This window comes from Vibrio sp. 10N.261.51.F12 (assembly GCF_041471725.1).
Taxonomy (GTDB): domain Bacteria; phylum Pseudomonadota; class Gammaproteobacteria; order Enterobacterales; family Vibrionaceae; genus Vibrio.
Genome location: NZ_JBFROV010000053.1, coordinates 64,113 through 81,083, shown reverse-complemented (window position 1 = coordinate 81,083; position 16,971 = coordinate 64,113). Strand labels below are relative to the sequence as shown.

Genomic DNA, 16,971 nt, shown 5'->3' with positions numbered 1-16,971 from the left:
GATAAAATAAATAATCAGAAATATTGGCAATTAAAAATAAAAAAGATAATAGATATTCACACCCCCAAGAACATCTGTTAACAATACTAATATCGACCGTGAATAATATCACACATTTCTTTCATATAAAGCTTGTCCCGTAGAGTCTCCCTATATAAATCGCTGGTATATTCGATTAACCGACATGGTAAAAGTCTCAACATCTGAAGGGTCTGGCGTTGCCATCAAACCATATCTTTGCAGCACCTCAATAAGCTTCCAAGGAGTCACGGTTTCATTGCCCACAATTTCTGCATGCCCCGCATGCACGGTGATTGCCTGACCTTGCACTGAGCGATCAACCCTAGATTTAGATTGCTCTGTAAGGGAAAACACGTAGTCATCTTTTATACACTGGCCATTCGCGTCTTGGATCCGACATGTGTTGACTTCATCTGTTTTAATGATGAGGTGACGATCCAGTTGTGGCACCAACTCTCCAGGCATTTCAATAAATTCCGCCTGCGGTGGAATATCAAGATATTTTGCGCCAGTTACCGCATAACAAATCGCATCGACTATCCCGAGTGAAGCCACTCTCAACCAAGTAGTGCCGCAATGAGACGCAACTTCAATGCCTTTAAATGGCGCGGATATTGTCGCAATCTCTAGAGGGTGATGAATGATATGTTTACCATCTGAGTAATGGTCAGTAGCGGCTCGTCGAGTGATCAACCCTCCTTGACTATGCCCTAAGACCGTTAGTTTTTGATCACCTAGTACTGGGCTTAGTGTATTAGCTGCATCAATTAGATCAGCTGCAACGTCATTTAATCTGCGTCTATCGTCATATTCAAAACAAGCCGTCTGTTGCCCTAATTCCGCATAGACTTCCGATAATGCCTTAAATTGCCCTTCGGACGCGAAACAACCATGAACAATCAACACCAAAGGTTCATTCTTGCTTAGCCGCAGAGGCTCACTTGCACTACCGCACGAACGCACGGTTTGCTCCGGAAATAGGGTCGAAAGATCCACTGTCTCTGCATGAACACTTGAAATCATGCTAATCGCTACCGCAGTGCAGGTCGCCCAACGACGCCACTTTACCATGCTCCCCTCCTTGGGTTACTTTCAAGCTCTCATTAGAACCGTTTCAATATGATTGAAGTAATAATGCCACCAAAAGCATCATTAGTAACGACGGTTTCATCATAAAAAGCAACGTCCTAATCAATTTTCAGATTATTAGACTATCAATCTCGCGAATATTGGTCACACCTCGAGTAAATTTGAGCTTTTGTTATCGTTGAAAAGATGACGACGAATCATCTCATCGTGCTGCGAGGAATTCCGATGAGAATTACGGATAACGGCTTTAAACCACTCCGTAAAAAGCCGAGAAGCAAAGTTTCTCGGCTTAAACTGTAATTTCCTATCTAGTTCAGAGGTGATTTATTTAGGCGTGATGTCTTGTATTGCTTGTACCTTATTGATGTCTAAAGGCAAGTGACGAATCGCCTTATCATCAGTAGAAAAATCTATTTTGGTTAAGTCAATCATACGTAATTGACGATTGTGTTGCGTATGATAGTAATACTTTAGGTTGTGGCTATCGGCAACCGAAGTCCAGATAGTAGAGCTTCGCATCCCTTCTAATCCTTCAGCATCAGCCTGTGGTCCTTCAGCCGCGCCGAGCGGTAGATTAAAATTATCCATAATTCGCAATACCTCATACAAAGCTTCTTCACTATTAGGTAGGTTCCTTGCCGTTTGACTATAAGCGGTTGCACGTACAAATCGAGAAGGGGGCGTAAAATCACCCGGCAAACCAAGGAATCCACTTCCAGCACCAATGGGTGCTAAGTTTACATCTTGCTCGCCTTTAGTCAGTGTTTTGGTTGCATGATCTATTGGCGTTAATCCAACATAATTACGTAGATTGGTCATATGCCAGTCGAAACTTGGACTATTGGTCATGACACGCAATGGATTATCAAAAATGTTCAGTTTGCCATCAAGGTATTCGACAACAATGGCTTGTCCGCTTGGTTCAATAATAGTGAGATGAATAGGGGCAGCTATGCCACCAATTGATGGCTCTGGTGTTCCAACAACACGTATGTCTTTTAGGCCACTTTTCACTTCATCAATTGTCGCAAAAGACGTCAATAGATAGTTGGCCAATTCAAGTTCGCTGACCGTTTTATCCGCTTGAGAAGCATCAAATTCTTGGAACTGAGCAAATCCTGGCAAGTATAAAACCCCAACGATTAATCCCTTCTCATTCATACCATCGGTTAAGTAGTCTTTCTCCAATGCATCTAGTGCAACAACACCATATTTTGCCTTCCATTTCATGCCGTTTCTCCCTTCCGGGGTAGAGGCTTGAAACTCATGTCCTTGCGGCACGATGGCAACGCGAGAATTAAGGTCAAACGCCCCCCACTCCATCGTGCGGCCATAGACCACCGAGCCGTCGTTTGCTTGCAAGGCAATGCTAGTGCACGCAAGGGCTCCGCCAAAGTGAAGAGCTGGAATAAGCATGGTCATAGACAATACTTTGCTGGCTGTTTTTCTTAAAATGTTCATTAGTTTCCTTATTGCAGGTACACGCTTACTTCATTTATTGGATAAAGGTATATTTTGGTTTTTCAGTCTGGATGATGACAGACTCGGTGGTGACTATTGTGTCATCCAGCGCTAGAGAGATGCGGTTGACACTTCTTGTAATATCAGTGAGAAAAATATCAAAGCTTTAAATACATTAACAATGCATTATGATAGGTAAAACCAAACATTATTGAGGGTAAGCATGTTTTCATATGAACACCTAGCGGCTTATTGTGCAACTTTCGAGGAAGGGAGTTACAGTAAGGCAGGGAGGAAACTAAACAAAGAACGCACAACGGTTCGAGAGCAAATAAAAATACTGGAAGATACCTTCAATGTTGAATTGTTTTATATCGAGGGGAAGAAAGCAATTCCCACCCAAGAGGCCGAATCTTTGTACCGTCAGGCGAAAGTTCTGGTTAAAAATAGTCAGCTACTTTATGAGCGAATGCAGGACGCGTACAAAAAGCAACTTGAAGTACTGACGGTTTATCATGATGCTCTCGTACCTAGCTCTTTAATTGCAGAAATAAACCAGTTGGTACGGGCACAAATTCCGGGCATGCGACTAAATTGGCTACAACGGAATCGTGATGAAGTGCTCGATATACTGGCAAGAGATACGTCGTCTATTGCCATTATGCAAAGTAAGTTAAAGAGCTTACCGGAACATTCATTTCGATATATAAACTTGGGTACAAGCCTGCATAACGTTTATTGTCATTCCGGTCACACGCTGGCGAACACTAAGAATGTTCATCTCGACGAGCTTGAAATGACGACACAGTATCTCAGTGAAAATCACCATAATAGCAATCCCGAGTTGTTTTCTATTTCAACTGACCTCAGACTCGTAAGTAGCACAGAGGTTCTCCTGGAGTTACTTCAGCATGATGGTTGGTCAATCCTGAGCAAATCATTGGCTGACCCGTTGGTAAAACAAGGTGTACTCGTCGAAATATCCGTCAATGAGTTGGTAAATTCGCTGCGAATCCCACTCTCGTTTTATTGCCCACCTAGGCTAGAAGGTTTTCACGAAATTCAGGTCCTCGAAGAAATTTTAATCCATTATGCGAAAGCAGGGTTTACGTAACACGGGGACACCGCGTAAAGGTGGGCGCTCAAGACTCGCTGCCAGAGCGCCACTGAGCAATGCAAAAGTTCTTCACTCTTAACTGGACGTCACCAAAGAAGTGTCACTCGTTATCGTGTCTAGCTTATGCGTTTTTTGTTAAGCATATAGAGAAGTGAATAGGGTTGAGAATTGAAGCAGTAGGAACGCTTAAAAAAGCTGAGAAGGAAAACTCCTCAGCTAATTAAAGGTTATAGACGTAATAACATCCACGCCGTTGTGCTTTTAGCTTAAACGTATTAATGCTGATTAAAGAACCTTAGAGAGGAACTGCTTGAGTCTAGGGTTACTTGGATGGTCAAAAAAGGCTTCTGGACTATCTGAAACCAGAAGTTCACCGTCTTCCATAAACAGCACTCGATCCGCGACCTCTTTAGCAAAGCCCATCTCATGAGTCACCACTACCATAGTCATGCCATCCGCTGCTAGCCCTTTCATCACATCGAGAACTTCTCCAACCATTTCAGGATCCAAAGCAGAGGTAGGCTCATCAAAAAGCATGATGTTAGGCTGCATAGCAAGTGCACGCGCTATCGCCACACGTTGTTGTTGACCGCCAGACAGGTGATTAGGGTAATTGTCCATTCGGTCAGCTAACCCGACCTTTTCTAATATTATCTTTGCCTCTTTCTCCACCTCAGTCTTCCCTCGTTTGGCGACTTTAAGTGGGGCTAACATGACATTGCCAAGAGCAGTTTTGTGAGGGAAAAGATTAAAACTTTGAAATACCATGCCAACTTCTTCACGCAAGGTGTTGATGTTGGTCTGCTTGTCATACATGTCGGTGCCATCAACCGTTATTGATCCGCTGCTGATGGTCTCAAGCTGATTCAATGCTCGCAAAAAGGTCGACTTTCCGGAGCCTGATGGGCCGACGACTACGACTACCTCACCGCGCCTTACGGTGACGGTGACATCTTTCAAAGCATGGCAACCATTGGGGTAGACCTTGTTAATCTTGTCGGCGACGATCATGTCCTCGCCTTGATAATCTCTAGTCACTAGCGGATAACCTCTTTTCTAGCATTTGAATTGCCCATGAAAGTGAGCTGGTGAGGACTAAGTACAGTATTGCTACAGTAAACCACACTTCAAACGGAGCAAAGCTGCCACTGACAACTTCTCGACCTGCTTTCGTAAGGTCAGTAATCGAAATAACCGAAACCAACGAAGAATCTTTGATTAGGTTAATGAACTGGCCTGCTAGCGGAGGTAACGTCCGTTTAAATGCCTGCGGTAGGATGACGTAAACCATGGCTTTGACATAGTTCATCCCCAGAGAGCGGGCTGCCTCCATCTGACCTTTGGGGATCGCTTGAATACCAGCTCGAATGATTTCAGCAACATAAGCCGCGGTGAAAACAGAGAGTGCAATCACTCCGGACGTAAAGCGTTCTAGGTCTAATACCGTGCCAATAAAGAAGTACACGATAAAAATCTGGACTAATAAAGGCGTACCTCGAATCAGCTCGATATAGGTAATTGCCAACTTCTTCAACGCTATGTTGGAGGATATCCGCATTAAACCAATAAACAAGCCGATAAAAATGGCGAAAAATAGCGACCAAAGAGAGATTTGAATCGTGACAATCAGGCCTTCGGTCAAGGGACCTATCCGCCATTCTGTTGCCTCAGCTAGCTGATCACCTTCGAAGATTAGATCACCTTCGTACACGGTGATGTTCTCAAACTGACTAAGGTTAAGTAACTCTTCTCCCGACAACGACTCAAGAACCAATTGGCCATCACCGTTTAATGCGATATTGCCATCTTCTGGAGCAGAAATTGCTGAAGCCGAATTATCAAAGATGTAGGGAACAACACGCTCCCAGTTCCAGTTATAGTCTATGCGTTTACCTGACAAATATACCAGCCCACATAAACAGGCGATAATAAGTAGGAAAACGCCATTCCAGAGAATGGGTCTTTCTCTATTTTGCATGGTCAATTCTCAAATACAGCGAGGAGAAGGAGGAAGTAGCCTAAATGAATACGATTTAGGCTACTCTAACCGACGAATATGGTTGTTTGTGATAAGGCGCTAACGAGTATTTATTGAACTTGTTTTAACCAAGCATCACTCTTGAACCATTTGTCATAAATTCGATCGTAGGTGCCATCACCCTTGATTTGGCGTAGGTAGCCGTTCAAGAAGTTAAGAAAGTCCGGATCGCCTTGACGTACAGCCCAGCCAAGAGGCTCATATGTGAACGGTTCTTCGATATGAATTAATTGACCTTTGTTTTCTGCACTATAAATAGCGTTGTAAGGTAAGTCATAAATAAATGCATCGGCTTTACCATTAATAACCTCTAGTACCGCTTCTGACTGTGTTTCGTACAGATTAGTGGTCGCTTTTGGTAGATAACGTTTGATTGCCCCTTCACCAGTCGTACCAAGCTTAGTTACGACCGTATATTTCTCATCATTGAGGTCACGGTAACTTGTCACTTTACCTTCAAGTTTCGGGCTAACCAAAATAGATTGACCGATAATGACATACGGGTCGGCGAAGTTAACCTGCATATTTCGCTGCGGAGTGATAGTCATACCACCCATAATCATGTGGCATTTTCCTGTCAGCAACGTTGGAATAATCCCATCCCATGCGGTGTTTACCGGCGTGTACTTAACACCCATTGCTCTGGCCATCTGTTTTCCAAGATCAATATCAAAACCGATGTACTGACCGTTTTTAGCCGTCATTTCGAATGGCATGTAACCTGCGTCAAAACAGACACGCAACTCACCATCTTGAGTGATTTGTTGGAGTTGGCTAGTTGTGTTAGCCGAAGCGACATTGATGGTGGCTGTGGACGCGAGCGCAATAGCCGCGACAGCGCGGAAGAAACGTTTCATAATGAATCCTTTCATTTTATGTTTTTTTAAAACTAGCCTTGATCAAACCTGAAAATAGACTAGTGCTACAAGGTAACGTTATTACTTATATCAAAAATAACCGCCAAGGTAAAACAAGCATTAAAACGAAAGTTAATTAAATTGTATGAAAAAGCAACAAGATAGATCTGAGTCAATGTACATGTGAATGTATCACCACCTTAAAGAAAACAATTAAAAAAATACCGTCACCGATGCAGAAGTGAGCACGGTTTGATTCAGTATCAACACCGGCAACACCCTCGTTAAAATGAATACTATCGTTAAAAAGAACATCATTATAATAACCTTCCAGTATAATTCTGCTCAATGCACAGGTTCCCAACCAAAACCAAAATTATAGATGTTTACCTTTGCTGCCATTCCTCCGGTGAATCTAAGACTTTTTGCTGTGTTGGCCGTGGTATAGAGAAGATGCGTTTCACCATAAGTGCTGTTGTGATGACTCAATCACTGAACCGACGTTGCCCCGTGCTTACTGTGCTTGCTTGTGCCTACCCACATACCGCTCTCTCATCAATCCAAAAAGTCAGAGAACCACATGGCTCGCAACAATAAGTCTTGTGGCTAATAAAAAGATAATCGCAAATACACTCTAGTACTGGAGTGAGAACGGCGATCAATGGCCAAAAACAACGACGGTAAGTAAATTGTCCAAAGCCGGTATTCGTTCACTTACTCGTAAGCTGCTAAAAAATTGATGAAAACAATGCCAATTACATTAGTAATACAAAATAGAATTCAGTAAAATCTAACCATTCTTTTACTATCATTACGGTAGTACACCCATGAATTCCCGTAGTCATTTCGATATTTTGTGTTTTGTTGGCATTATGTTGCTCGCATTAAACTTGCGCGCGCCATTTACAAGCTTTGCACCATTAGTTGACCAGCTAATGAATGGACTTAACCTTTCTTCAAGCTTAATTGGTATTGTTACTGCTTTACCATTGGTCATGTTCGCCCTATTTTCGCCCCTGTGCCCGCGACTTATCAGCAAGATAGGCCTGGAGAAGGTACTGTGTTTAGCGTTGATGTTGATATTTTCGGGCGTGCTGATCCGTTCTTCAGGCTCGGTGATTGGCTTATACCTTGGCACCGCAAGTATTGGTATTGGTATCGCGTTTGGCAATGTGTCACTGCCGGTCGTGGTAAAACTGTCTTTTGCTGCGCGTATCGGCGTGATGACCTCGTTGTATACGCTCACGATGGGAATCGGCGCGACAGCAAGCTCGGCCTTGATGGTACCTTTATCTTATTTAGCGTTTTGGGGCTTTGAGGGTTGGCAAATTGCGCTGATGTTTAATCTAGTGTTTCCGATACTGGCCTTTACCTATTGGGGACCTAAAGTCGGTCAATCTCGCACCAGTGTCATGAAAAAAACACACGCCCACTACCCGCTTCCCAAACTCATTAAGCAGCCAATGGCGTGGTTTATTACCTTGGTACTGGGACTAAATTCTTTCACTTTTTATACATTAGCGGGCTGGATCCCTAAGATCCTTATCGATTGGTCATACAGCGAACTGCAGGCGGGGTATATCTACAGTCTGTTGCAGTTTTCAACCATCATGCCAGGCTTAGTGCTCGCGCCATTGATGGCTCGTGGTGTGAGCTCTTTTATACTCATCAAGATTGCTGCCTGTATGTCTTTTACTGGCGTATTAGGTTTGGTCCTAGCCCCACACTTTGCTGTTGCATGGGTAGTACTGTTTGGTTTTGGTAACTGCGCCACGTTTATCGTTGCCTTGTCTTTTATCAGCTTGAGAACCCATAGTCCCGGACAAGCCGCAACCTTATCGGGCATGGCTCAATCAGTCGGTTATGCACTTGCAGCGGTAGGTCCAAGCTTGATTGGTAGCCTGCACCAAGCCACGTCATCCTGGCATATCCCTATCGCACTGGTCGCTTTTTTTGCATTCATGTGCTTTGTTTTTGCTTGGCTCACGACGTTAGATATTGAATTAAAAGCGAATTAAGGTCATCGTGTTTATCAGTGATAGTGGCTTGCTAACACTAGCGCTTTTAGCTGTGAGCTATGAGCTATGAGCTATGAGCTGAATTAAAACTGAGGCTCTACGATAACAAATTGATTGGTGCCGGCGATAGGTGCGTACCAGTCGCTGCCATCAACATAGAAGGTGGCACCGTTTACCGTGACCGTTGTCACGCGACTTGGTAATACATTGACCATCTTACCGTAGTGCGATGGGACAACTTGCGCCGGAGCGACCTGGACCGTTTGCGTGGTGGTTGAAACCACTGGCACTTGTTCAACATACACGTATGTATCATTGCTACGCTTGTAATAGGTGTTATCGATCACTGCATAACTGATGCCGGCGATAATAACAAACGCTGCCCCATGGGGTATTCTCTTATGATGGAAACTGCTAAGCACTGGCGCACGCTTAATCGGGCGATGAGACGCCTTAACCACCACCTTCGACGCAGTTTTCTTCGAAACGACCTTAGAAACCGTTTTATTTGGAACCACCTTTTCAGGCTGTTTAGCCAGAATTGGGCTTGATACTGTCAGCAGCAGTGTTCCCATTACGATGCATCGTTTGATAATAGAATGTGCCATGTTGAATCTCTCCGAGCGTAAGTCAGTAGCCCGTTAAATTAACACCACAATACATAGCAACTATGGACGTAGTGTTAATCTACGTAAGTGAGCTCGATATCAACAAAGCCGATTTCACGCTAAATGGTTGGTTCGCCGCGATAATACGAAGAACTAAAAGAGAGGAGCAAAATGGCGACAGTATGACAGCGTTGTGATGCCGTAATGCCGTAATGCCGTAGAGTAATAAAGAGAAAAAAGGCTAAATAAAACAAATGGAATGAAGTCGGTATTATTGCCACCCGCTCCACCCATTACTTAACTCGCTGCAACGGTCACATCTTGAATCAAAGCGATAATACCCACATCCAAACCTTGCTCTCGAGACAGTGTGGACGTTTGTAGCTGCTGCGCTATTTGCTCTATCTGCCATTTACGGCTGTCGTAGAGAATAACAGCGGTTTTATCGTTATCGGCTAAGACATGCGTCTCGCCATAGGGGGTGTAACGCACCGCTCCTACAGAGACTAATATCTCAGGGGGTGAGCCCGCACCTTGCAATAGATCATGAATATTGTGCAGCGCAACCTCATAGTTTCGCGACGCTGATACTGTGTTTTGAGTGTTCCTGACATTCTGAGTGATAATAGCTCGTTGAATCCAACTGGTGAGCTGAGCGTAGAAAAAGGTGTATTCGGTAATCGCGGTATCCTTACCACATAACTGCCATTCATCCGCGCGACAGTGAAAGCCACACAATCGCCAATGCTCAAGCTCACCGCTTGCAGAAAAATCTCCAACCTCCATTGCGCTTGCCGCTAAACCCTTTGACGCTGGGCCCCAGTTTTTCTTCTCTGCAAGCTTGCTGACTTGGCGGTTTCTGTATGTGGCATCATTCATCACCGACATCGACACTGGCGACAGAGCACACACGGTTTTACCCGCGTTACGGCTGCTATCGTAATCAACAGCAAACCTCACCACTAGCTCTGGCTCCATCTGAACCTTTGCGCCTTTGTCGCTGGGGAGTTCGAGCCTAGAGGAAGAATAGGGATTGATTGCTAGGTAAGCGCCGCTTGCATCGGGCACGTAAATGGGAAACAGCGCGCGAGGCTTATCCTCTTGAGTCGCATTTGCTAACGCGTCACCTTCGCCGGTTTGGTTAAGGTGACCAGCCGTATTCCCTGCAATGCCAAACCCCGTCAGCGTACACTGTGGCGCTTGTCGCGGTTGCGAACCTTGCAGCAGTGTTTGTGACGAGAATGGCTGCGCGTTAGCGTTGAGCATCTGAATTTGCTTTCGGTCAGTCATTGTGACTACCCACCTTTTCGCTCGTATTTGTGCGAGTCATTGACGAGGAGGGGTTATTTGATTCAGTCGATGAACCTACATAGCCACGAGACACCATATCGACCAAACATCTCAACGCCACCTCTACATCTTCCACCAGCACTTGTTCACGCGGATGGTGACTAATGCCTTTTTCACAGCGCACAAACAACATCCCAATATCAGCGATGTTGGCCATCACCATCGCATCATGCCCTGCACCGCTTGGCAAAAAACAGGCCTTTTGACCCGTTTGGCATTCAATCACGTCAGCCCATTGCTGCTGCAAAACGTGTGAACACGGCACGGCATCGGCTTGGTAAATCAGGCGCTCATCGAGTGTTAACTGACGCTTGTCAGCGATGGTAACCAGTTCTTGACGTAATACCTCACAGGCCGACAATAGCGTCTGTTGGTCTGAACTACGAATATCAAGGCTAAACTGAACCTGCCCAGGGATGACATTGACCGCGCTCGGTTTGACATCACACTTGCCCACAGTGGCGACAACATCGTGTTGGCATCCAAATTGTTCTATCGCAGTAATCATCTCTGCTGCCCCGCATAATGCGTCATTGCGAAGCTCGTGCGGTACCGTGCCAGCGTGACCTGCCATACCATAGACGTCGAACAGGTAACGCTTAGCGCCGGCAATACCCGTGACCACACCCACCGCGCGGTCTTGGTTTTCTAATACTGGGCCTTGCTCAATATGCACCTCAAGGTAAGCTAAAGTCTCTTGCGGTGAACGACTGTCCGTGCCAGCATTTTCTGGCGATAGACCAAAACTTAGCATCGCCTCACCCATAGAGATATTGTCGGCATCTTTAATATCCAACCACGCAGGAGAAAAACAGCCTGCAACCGCGCTTGATCCAATCAATGTCGTATCAAATCGCACGCCTTCTTCGTCGGCAAATGCCACGATATCGACGTGATATGGAAGCACATATCCTGCCAGTTGGTTGAGCGCTTCAATGCCCAGCAATATTCCCAAATTGCCATCATATTTGCCTGCATTAACGACGGTATCGCTGTGCGAGCCAATGATTAATGTCGGTTGAGTAGGGTTTGCCGAGACCTTACGTCCCCATTGGTTGCCCACACTGTCTTGCCAGATTTCTAGCCCTGCCTCCTTCATCCATTGTGCGAGTTGCTGATGGGCCTGTTGGTGTTGCTCGGTTAAATATGCACGCGTTAAGCCATTTTTCATGGCGCTAAAGCCCGCTAATTTATTCGCTTGTTCAAATACCTTACTGGCTGCTGTGTGCTGATTCATTAACATCCCTTTTCTCACGACTTTAAGCGTGATAATAACTCATCGCGGCAACCACCGCTTGACCTGCTGACACCTTGACTTTGTGCTTAAGGAGCACAGATTCAAGAGCAGCTAGCGTGGTTAATACACATTCCTGTCTTGCATTGAAGCCCATCGTGCCGATACGCCAGATTTTTCCATGCAAAGGCCCAAATGACGTACCGATTTCAATACCAAAGCAGTGCAACAATTCTTGACGAACCTGCTCTCCATCCACACCTTGCGGGATGTAAACGCCGACAACATTGTTCATTTTAAACTGTGGATTACCAAATAACTCAAGTCCCATTGCTCGCAGGCCCGACGCCATCGCATCGCCCGCTTGTTTATGGCGTGCGACTACCGTATCCGCGCCCTCCTCTAAGAACAAGCGACCACACTCGCGCGCCGCGTACAGCATGCTTGTCGCTTCTGTGTGGTGGTTGAGTCGCTCCGGCCCCCAATAATCCATGATCATCGCGAGATCAAAGTAATTCGACTGAATCATGGCATCTTCACCCGCGACGTGGTGGTCGGCGCGAATGCCTGCTTCGATATGTTTACGGCGATTGATGACCTCAGCACAACGATCGCTTAGGGTTACCGGGGCACTGCCAGATGGGCCGCCTAAACACTTTTGTAGACCTGCCGATACCGCATCTAGGTGCCACTCATCGACCTTCAATTCATTACCCGCAATCGATGCCGTCGCATCGCAGTAAAATAACACCCCATGTTGCTTACAAACCTCACCAATCTCTTTAAGCGGCTGGTTCATGGTGGTTGAAGTATCGCCTTGCACCGTCGCTACCAACTTAGGTTGAAACGACTTAATCGCCTGTTCAATTTGCTCAGGCTGGCACACCTCACCCCATTCGATATCGATGGTTTTTACCGTCGCGCCCACGCGCTCAGCAATCTCACACAACAGGTGTCCAAAGCGACCAATGACTGGGATTAACACCTTATCACCTGGCTGAAGCACCGATACCAACACCGCTTCAATACCCGAGCGAGCCGTGCCATCGACCAAGAATGTTTGTTGATTCTGCGTCTCAAAAACGCCGCGATAGAGCTGCTGAACCTGATTCATATAACCCGTCATCACAGGGTCGTATTGGCCAATAAGCGCTGCAGACAAGGCTTGATGCACGCGCGGGTAAGCATTGATCGGGCCAGGGCCCATTAACAAACGCTGCGGCGGGTTTAGGGTTTCAAAAACAGTTTTAGTATTCATGTATTTCTCCAAGTAAATAGGTTCCATCGCTACGAGGATCGCTAGTGGCACTGGACTGCCCTTGTGAATCAACCACAATTGCGCCCGCATGCCCCATTAATTCATTAAGATCGTTCACCGAGGTCACATCATGACCGCGCTGTTGTAATTCATTTCCGTATTGCTGATGCAACGCTTGCTCTAAGCGCAGGTTGGTCGTCGAACTCCCCCACGTGCGGCCAAGTAACCAACGCGGCAGAGCAACCGATTCAGAAAGGCTTTGTCCTTGATAGACGTAGCGACTAAACAGGCAAGCTTGTGTTTGTGGTTGGCCCTCACCGCCCATCGTTCCATAAACCATGCGGCGCCCATCATTTAACTCAGCATAAGCCGGGTTTAAGGTATGAAAGGGCTTTTTGCTAGGCGCAAGGACGTTGTGATGGTCGGCATCAAGTGAAAAGCTCTTACTACGGATATTCCACAATACACCGCTATTGGGCAGCACGACGCCACTACCAAACTCCCAGTAAATACTTTGGATAAAGCTCACCATGGTGCCGTATTGGTCGGTGGCTCCCATCCAAACTGTATCACCGGGTTGAGCTAAATGCGGCCAGGGTAGCGAATGCTGCATGGAGATATTCGATACGCAACGGTCAATCTCTTCCTCAGTTAATAGCGATTGCAACGGCTGCGCTAAACACGCCTCATCGGTCACGATCCGATCGCGCAAAATAAAGGCTTGTTTGGTGGCTTCGACCAACAGATGAATATGGTCAATCTCATCGTTTGCTTTACTCACTAGTCGATCGTAAATGCCTAGAATCAGCAGTGAAGCAACGCCTTGTGTGGGAGCACCAAAGTTATAAAGTTGCCCTTTAGACGTTTTAACGGTTAACGCTGGCATCACTTTCGCTTCATGAGTGTGAAAATCACCCAGGTTTAATGGACTGCCCAGCGATGCAAGATCGGTGGCCAAGCTCGCCGCGAGATCACCGCGATAAAAATCTGCAAGGCCGTTATCTGCAAGCTGTTTAAATGTCTGTGCCAGTTGATGATTGTAGACGGTATCGCCTTTTTCTAGTGGCAGACCTTGCTTGAGGTATAACTCGCTAAACCAAGGGTTGTGCCCTAGTCGATCCAGTGTCTTAACACTGGCATCCACCAGACTTTGCGTTACTTCAATACCGTTTGCAGCCGCGTCGATGGCTGGCTGGAGTATTTGCAGTAACGAGTGTTTTCCACCGTCAAGCTGCAGGGCTTTATCCCAACCAGAAATGGTTCCTGCCATCGTTAATGCCGACTCGCCGCCCGACTCTGGCAGCTCAGAATATCGAGATTGATAATCGGCGACGTTAACACTTGAGCCAGCAGCGCCACACGCATCAATTGCTATCGGCAGCTCACCTTGGCGACATATCAACCAAAACCCATCGCCACCAATGCTGTTCATATGAGGGTATTGTACTGACACCATAGCGGCGGCAGCCACCATGGCTTCACTTGCGGTGCCGCCCGCATCTAAGATGGCTTGGCCGGCTTGTGCGGCTTTAGCATGCGGCGCGGTGAATGCCGTTTGAAATCTCATCATAGCGCCTCCTTAACCAGTGGCTTATTTTTGGTCTCTGGGTTTGCTTCTTGGTTATTTTCCGTGTGCTTTTCGAGATGCTGAGCAAAGTTGATCAAGGTTTGTTCGCTATGAGGCAAACCAATCAATGAGATGCCAAACGGGCCATGCTCAGATTGCTCTGTCGGTATATGTAATTGCGGCAAGCCCGCCAAACCGGCTATCGCCGTTAATCCCATGAGCTCGGTACGGTACTGCGCCAAATCCTCGCCATCAATGTCCAGCTTTGGAGGCGAGGACGGTGTAGTAGGCAGCACCCAGATTGCTCCGGATACCGTCATTTCATTGATTAAGGCTTGTGTAAAATCGGCCTGCTGAGCTTTTGCAGCCTGATATTGTTGCTCAGTGATCTGTCTTGCCCACATCACGCGTTGCATGATGCTCGGATCGACACTGTCGCAGTGTTGGGCAAGCCAATCACCATGATTTCTAATGATCTCATAGCCCTGGATGGTTCGAAACAGCAAGCTTAGTGAGGCCAAATCAAGCTTCATATCGGCAAGAAATCGATTCATTTTGATTGGAACTGTTAATCGAGCGCTCCACTCTTGCAGTGTTTGTGCTCGCGCCTGCCCAAGCAGCGCAGCAAGGTCTTGATCAATACCAATTCTAGCGACTGGTCTTTCACTCAACGTAACAGGGCTACTTGCGCCCGAACCTTTGGTTAAGTCATCCGAATGTAGCGCTTGATACACATCGCTCATCACGGCTAGGTCGCGGGTAAAAATACCGGCTGTATCAAAGCTAGCCGATAACTCAAAGCAGTGTTGCAAGCTAAGCTTGCCCAATGTCGGCCTTAAGCCATATAAGCTACAATAGCTCGCCGGTACGCGCACTGAACCGCCAGTATCGGTACCGATGGAAAAATCAGCCTCGTGATTTGCCACTGCGACAGCACTCCCGCTCGATGACCCCCCTGGTATACACAGCGGCGCGACCGGGTTTACCGGCGTGCCATAGTGGATATTGGCACCGTTTAGGCTGTAAGCCAGCTCATCGGTTTGGACACGCCCAATGCATTGTGCGCCATGATGTAACAAACGCTCAATTAATGGTGATGTTGCGACTGCTGACGAGTGCGTAGACAGCCATGTCGGGTTGCCTGCGCCAGTCACAAAACCCTCGACATCGAACAAGTCTTTAAATACAAAGGTTAGGTTATCGAGTTTTCCGCCTCGAGTTGGCGCTAGCGAATTCGGGCCCTGCGTGCAATAAACCAAGGGCTCTCGCGTTGTTTGTGTGGTCATCCGTGATCCCTAATCCTTACTTAGTTGCAGCCTGAGCGTGGTGGTTATCAATCTGTTCTTGATGATTCTTGGCGTAGCGGTTAGCCATAATCGCGCAATAGAAAATCTGGATCGGGTGATACAGCATGATTGGCAATAAAATCATCCCCAGCTGCGGATCAGAGCCAAAGATAACCGCAGCCATAGGAACACCAGCGGCCAAGGTTTTCTTTGTTCCGCAAAACACAGCCGCGACTTCATCCTCATGAGAAAAACGACTACGGCGCGCTGCCCACTGAAAAGTGTGAATCATGACCATAAGTACCGCAAAACAAACGGCAATCGTCGTCAATAGCATACCGATTGAGAATGTGTGCCAGATGCCATTAGCCACCGAGTCACAAAAGGCGTTATATACGATCAACAAGATGACGTATTTATCTACTTTATTAACGATATTTTTATGCTTTTCGACGAATTTAAGCAGCAAAGGACGCATCAGTTGCCCTGCAATCATTGGGACCAATAACAACTTAGCAATAGAGATGATCGAATCGGCCAGATTGAGTTCTGCGCCTTCCAAGCCCATAAATAGCTGAATCAAAAACGGCGTAATAAGGACACCTAGAATGCTTGATAGTGAAGCATTGAAGATGGCACCAGGTACGTTGCCCTTGCCAATACTGGTCATCGCTACCGATGAAGAAACGGTACTTGGCAACACAAACAGATAGCAAAACCCAAACGCTAATGCCGCTGGCATGTAGCTTAAAAAGGCGTTGCCAAAGATCACCCATAACAGTGGATAAAAAACGAACGTGGCACATTGGATAAACAGGTGCAGACGCCAGTTACTAAAGCCTTTTTTAATCGCACTTGGCGCAAGCCCAAGGCCGTGCAAGAAAAATACGATAGCCACACCAATCCCAGTCAGTTTATCAAGATGGATGAGGCCATTACTCTTACCAACTTCAGGGGTAACGATAGCGAGGGCAATCGCGATGACCATGCCCACCAAGAACCACTCTTTTTTTAGTTTATTGACTATATTCATTATAAATTTCTTTTTAAATTAGAAGATTAGCGAC

Annotated in this window: 14 protein-coding genes; 2 read left to right on the top strand and 12 right to left on the bottom strand. The window is 46.4% G+C overall.

The genetic code is table 11. The features are described 5' to 3' along the window. Window positions 1-150 precede the first annotated feature (150 nt). Both AB4405_RS23735 and AB4405_RS23730 read right to left on the bottom strand, forming a co-directional pair. Window positions 151-1,092 (bottom strand): esterase/lipase family protein, encoded by a 942-nt coding sequence (locus AB4405_RS23735; RefSeq protein ID WP_372063043.1) that lies wholly within the window; start codon window positions 1,090-1,092, stop codon window positions 151-153. 342 nt (window positions 1,093-1,434) lie between these two features. Next, window positions 1,435-2,571: a linear amide C-N hydrolase gene (locus AB4405_RS23730; protein ID WP_372063042.1), complete on the bottom strand. Its 1,137-nt coding sequence runs from the start codon at window positions 2,569-2,571 to the stop codon at window positions 1,435-1,437. Between the two features lie 223 nt (window positions 2,572-2,794). On the opposite strand from AB4405_RS23730, the gene AB4405_RS23725 reads away from it, so the two are divergent. Further along, window positions 2,795-3,685 (top strand): LysR family transcriptional regulator, encoded by an 891-nt coding sequence (locus tag AB4405_RS23725; protein ID WP_102469352.1) that lies wholly within the window; start codon window positions 2,795-2,797, stop codon window positions 3,683-3,685. A 288-nt stretch (window positions 3,686-3,973) separates the two neighbouring features. Here the strand turns inward: AB4405_RS23725 and AB4405_RS23720 are convergent, their stop codons facing one another. The 3 genes from AB4405_RS23720 to AB4405_RS23710 form a co-directional block, all read right to left on the bottom strand. Further along, window positions 3,974-4,699: an amino acid ABC transporter ATP-binding protein gene (locus tag AB4405_RS23720; RefSeq protein WP_102469353.1), complete on the bottom strand. Its 726-nt coding sequence runs from the start codon at window positions 4,697-4,699 to the stop codon at window positions 3,974-3,976. A 19-nt stretch (window positions 4,700-4,718) separates the two neighbouring features. Beyond that, entirely contained in the window at window positions 4,719-5,666 is a 948-nt protein-coding gene (locus AB4405_RS23715) for an amino acid ABC transporter permease (protein ID WP_372063041.1), read from the bottom strand. Between the two features lie 110 nt (window positions 5,667-5,776). After that, entirely contained in the window at window positions 5,777-6,583 is an 807-nt protein-coding gene (locus AB4405_RS23710; RefSeq protein WP_372063040.1) for a transporter substrate-binding domain-containing protein, read from the bottom strand. Between the two features lie 827 nt (window positions 6,584-7,410). On the opposite strand from AB4405_RS23710, the gene AB4405_RS23705 reads away from it, so the two are divergent. Beyond that, window positions 7,411-8,601 carry an MFS transporter gene (locus AB4405_RS23705; protein WP_372063039.1) on the top strand — a complete coding sequence of 397 codons (1,191 nt, stop codon included), beginning with the start codon at window positions 7,411-7,413 and terminating at the stop codon, window positions 8,599-8,601. Between the two features lie 83 nt (window positions 8,602-8,684). Here the strand turns inward: AB4405_RS23705 and AB4405_RS23700 are convergent, their stop codons facing one another. From AB4405_RS23700 to AB4405_RS23670, 7 genes are all read right to left on the bottom strand, one after another. Beyond that, the gene (locus tag AB4405_RS23700) at window positions 8,685-9,209 is read right to left on the bottom strand and encodes a hypothetical protein (RefSeq protein WP_102469357.1); all 525 of its coding nucleotides are present in this window, start codon (window positions 9,207-9,209) and stop codon (window positions 8,685-8,687) included. A 297-nt stretch (window positions 9,210-9,506) separates the two neighbouring features. Beyond that, window positions 9,507-10,499 (bottom strand): DUF5718 family protein, encoded by a 993-nt coding sequence (locus AB4405_RS23695; protein WP_372063038.1) that lies wholly within the window; start codon window positions 10,497-10,499, stop codon window positions 9,507-9,509. Further along, complete coding sequence (locus AB4405_RS23690; protein WP_372063037.1) at window positions 10,492-11,796, bottom strand: allantoate amidohydrolase; 1,305 nt, start codon at window positions 11,794-11,796, stop codon at window positions 10,492-10,494. Before AB4405_RS23690 ends, AB4405_RS23695 begins: the two co-directional genes overlap by 8 nt. Before the next feature lie 22 nt (window positions 11,797-11,818). Then, window positions 11,819-13,051, bottom strand: coding sequence for an alanine--glyoxylate aminotransferase family protein (locus tag AB4405_RS23685; protein WP_372063036.1), 1,233 nt, complete (start codon window positions 13,049-13,051; stop codon window positions 11,819-11,821). Further along, window positions 13,041-14,618 (bottom strand): gamma-glutamyltransferase family protein, encoded by a 1,578-nt coding sequence (locus AB4405_RS23680; protein ID WP_372063046.1) that lies wholly within the window; start codon window positions 14,616-14,618, stop codon window positions 13,041-13,043. The genes AB4405_RS23685 and AB4405_RS23680 overlap by 11 nt, the downstream gene beginning before the upstream one ends. Next, window positions 14,618-15,904 (bottom strand): amidase, encoded by a 1,287-nt coding sequence (locus AB4405_RS23675; RefSeq protein ID WP_372063035.1) that lies wholly within the window; start codon window positions 15,902-15,904, stop codon window positions 14,618-14,620. The genes AB4405_RS23680 and AB4405_RS23675 overlap by 1 nt, the downstream gene beginning before the upstream one ends. 16 nt (window positions 15,905-15,920) lie before the next feature. Then, complete coding sequence (locus tag AB4405_RS23670; RefSeq protein WP_102469362.1) at window positions 15,921-16,937, bottom strand: bile acid:sodium symporter family protein; 1,017 nt, start codon at window positions 16,935-16,937, stop codon at window positions 15,921-15,923. Between the last annotated feature and the right edge of the window lie 34 nt (window positions 16,938-16,971).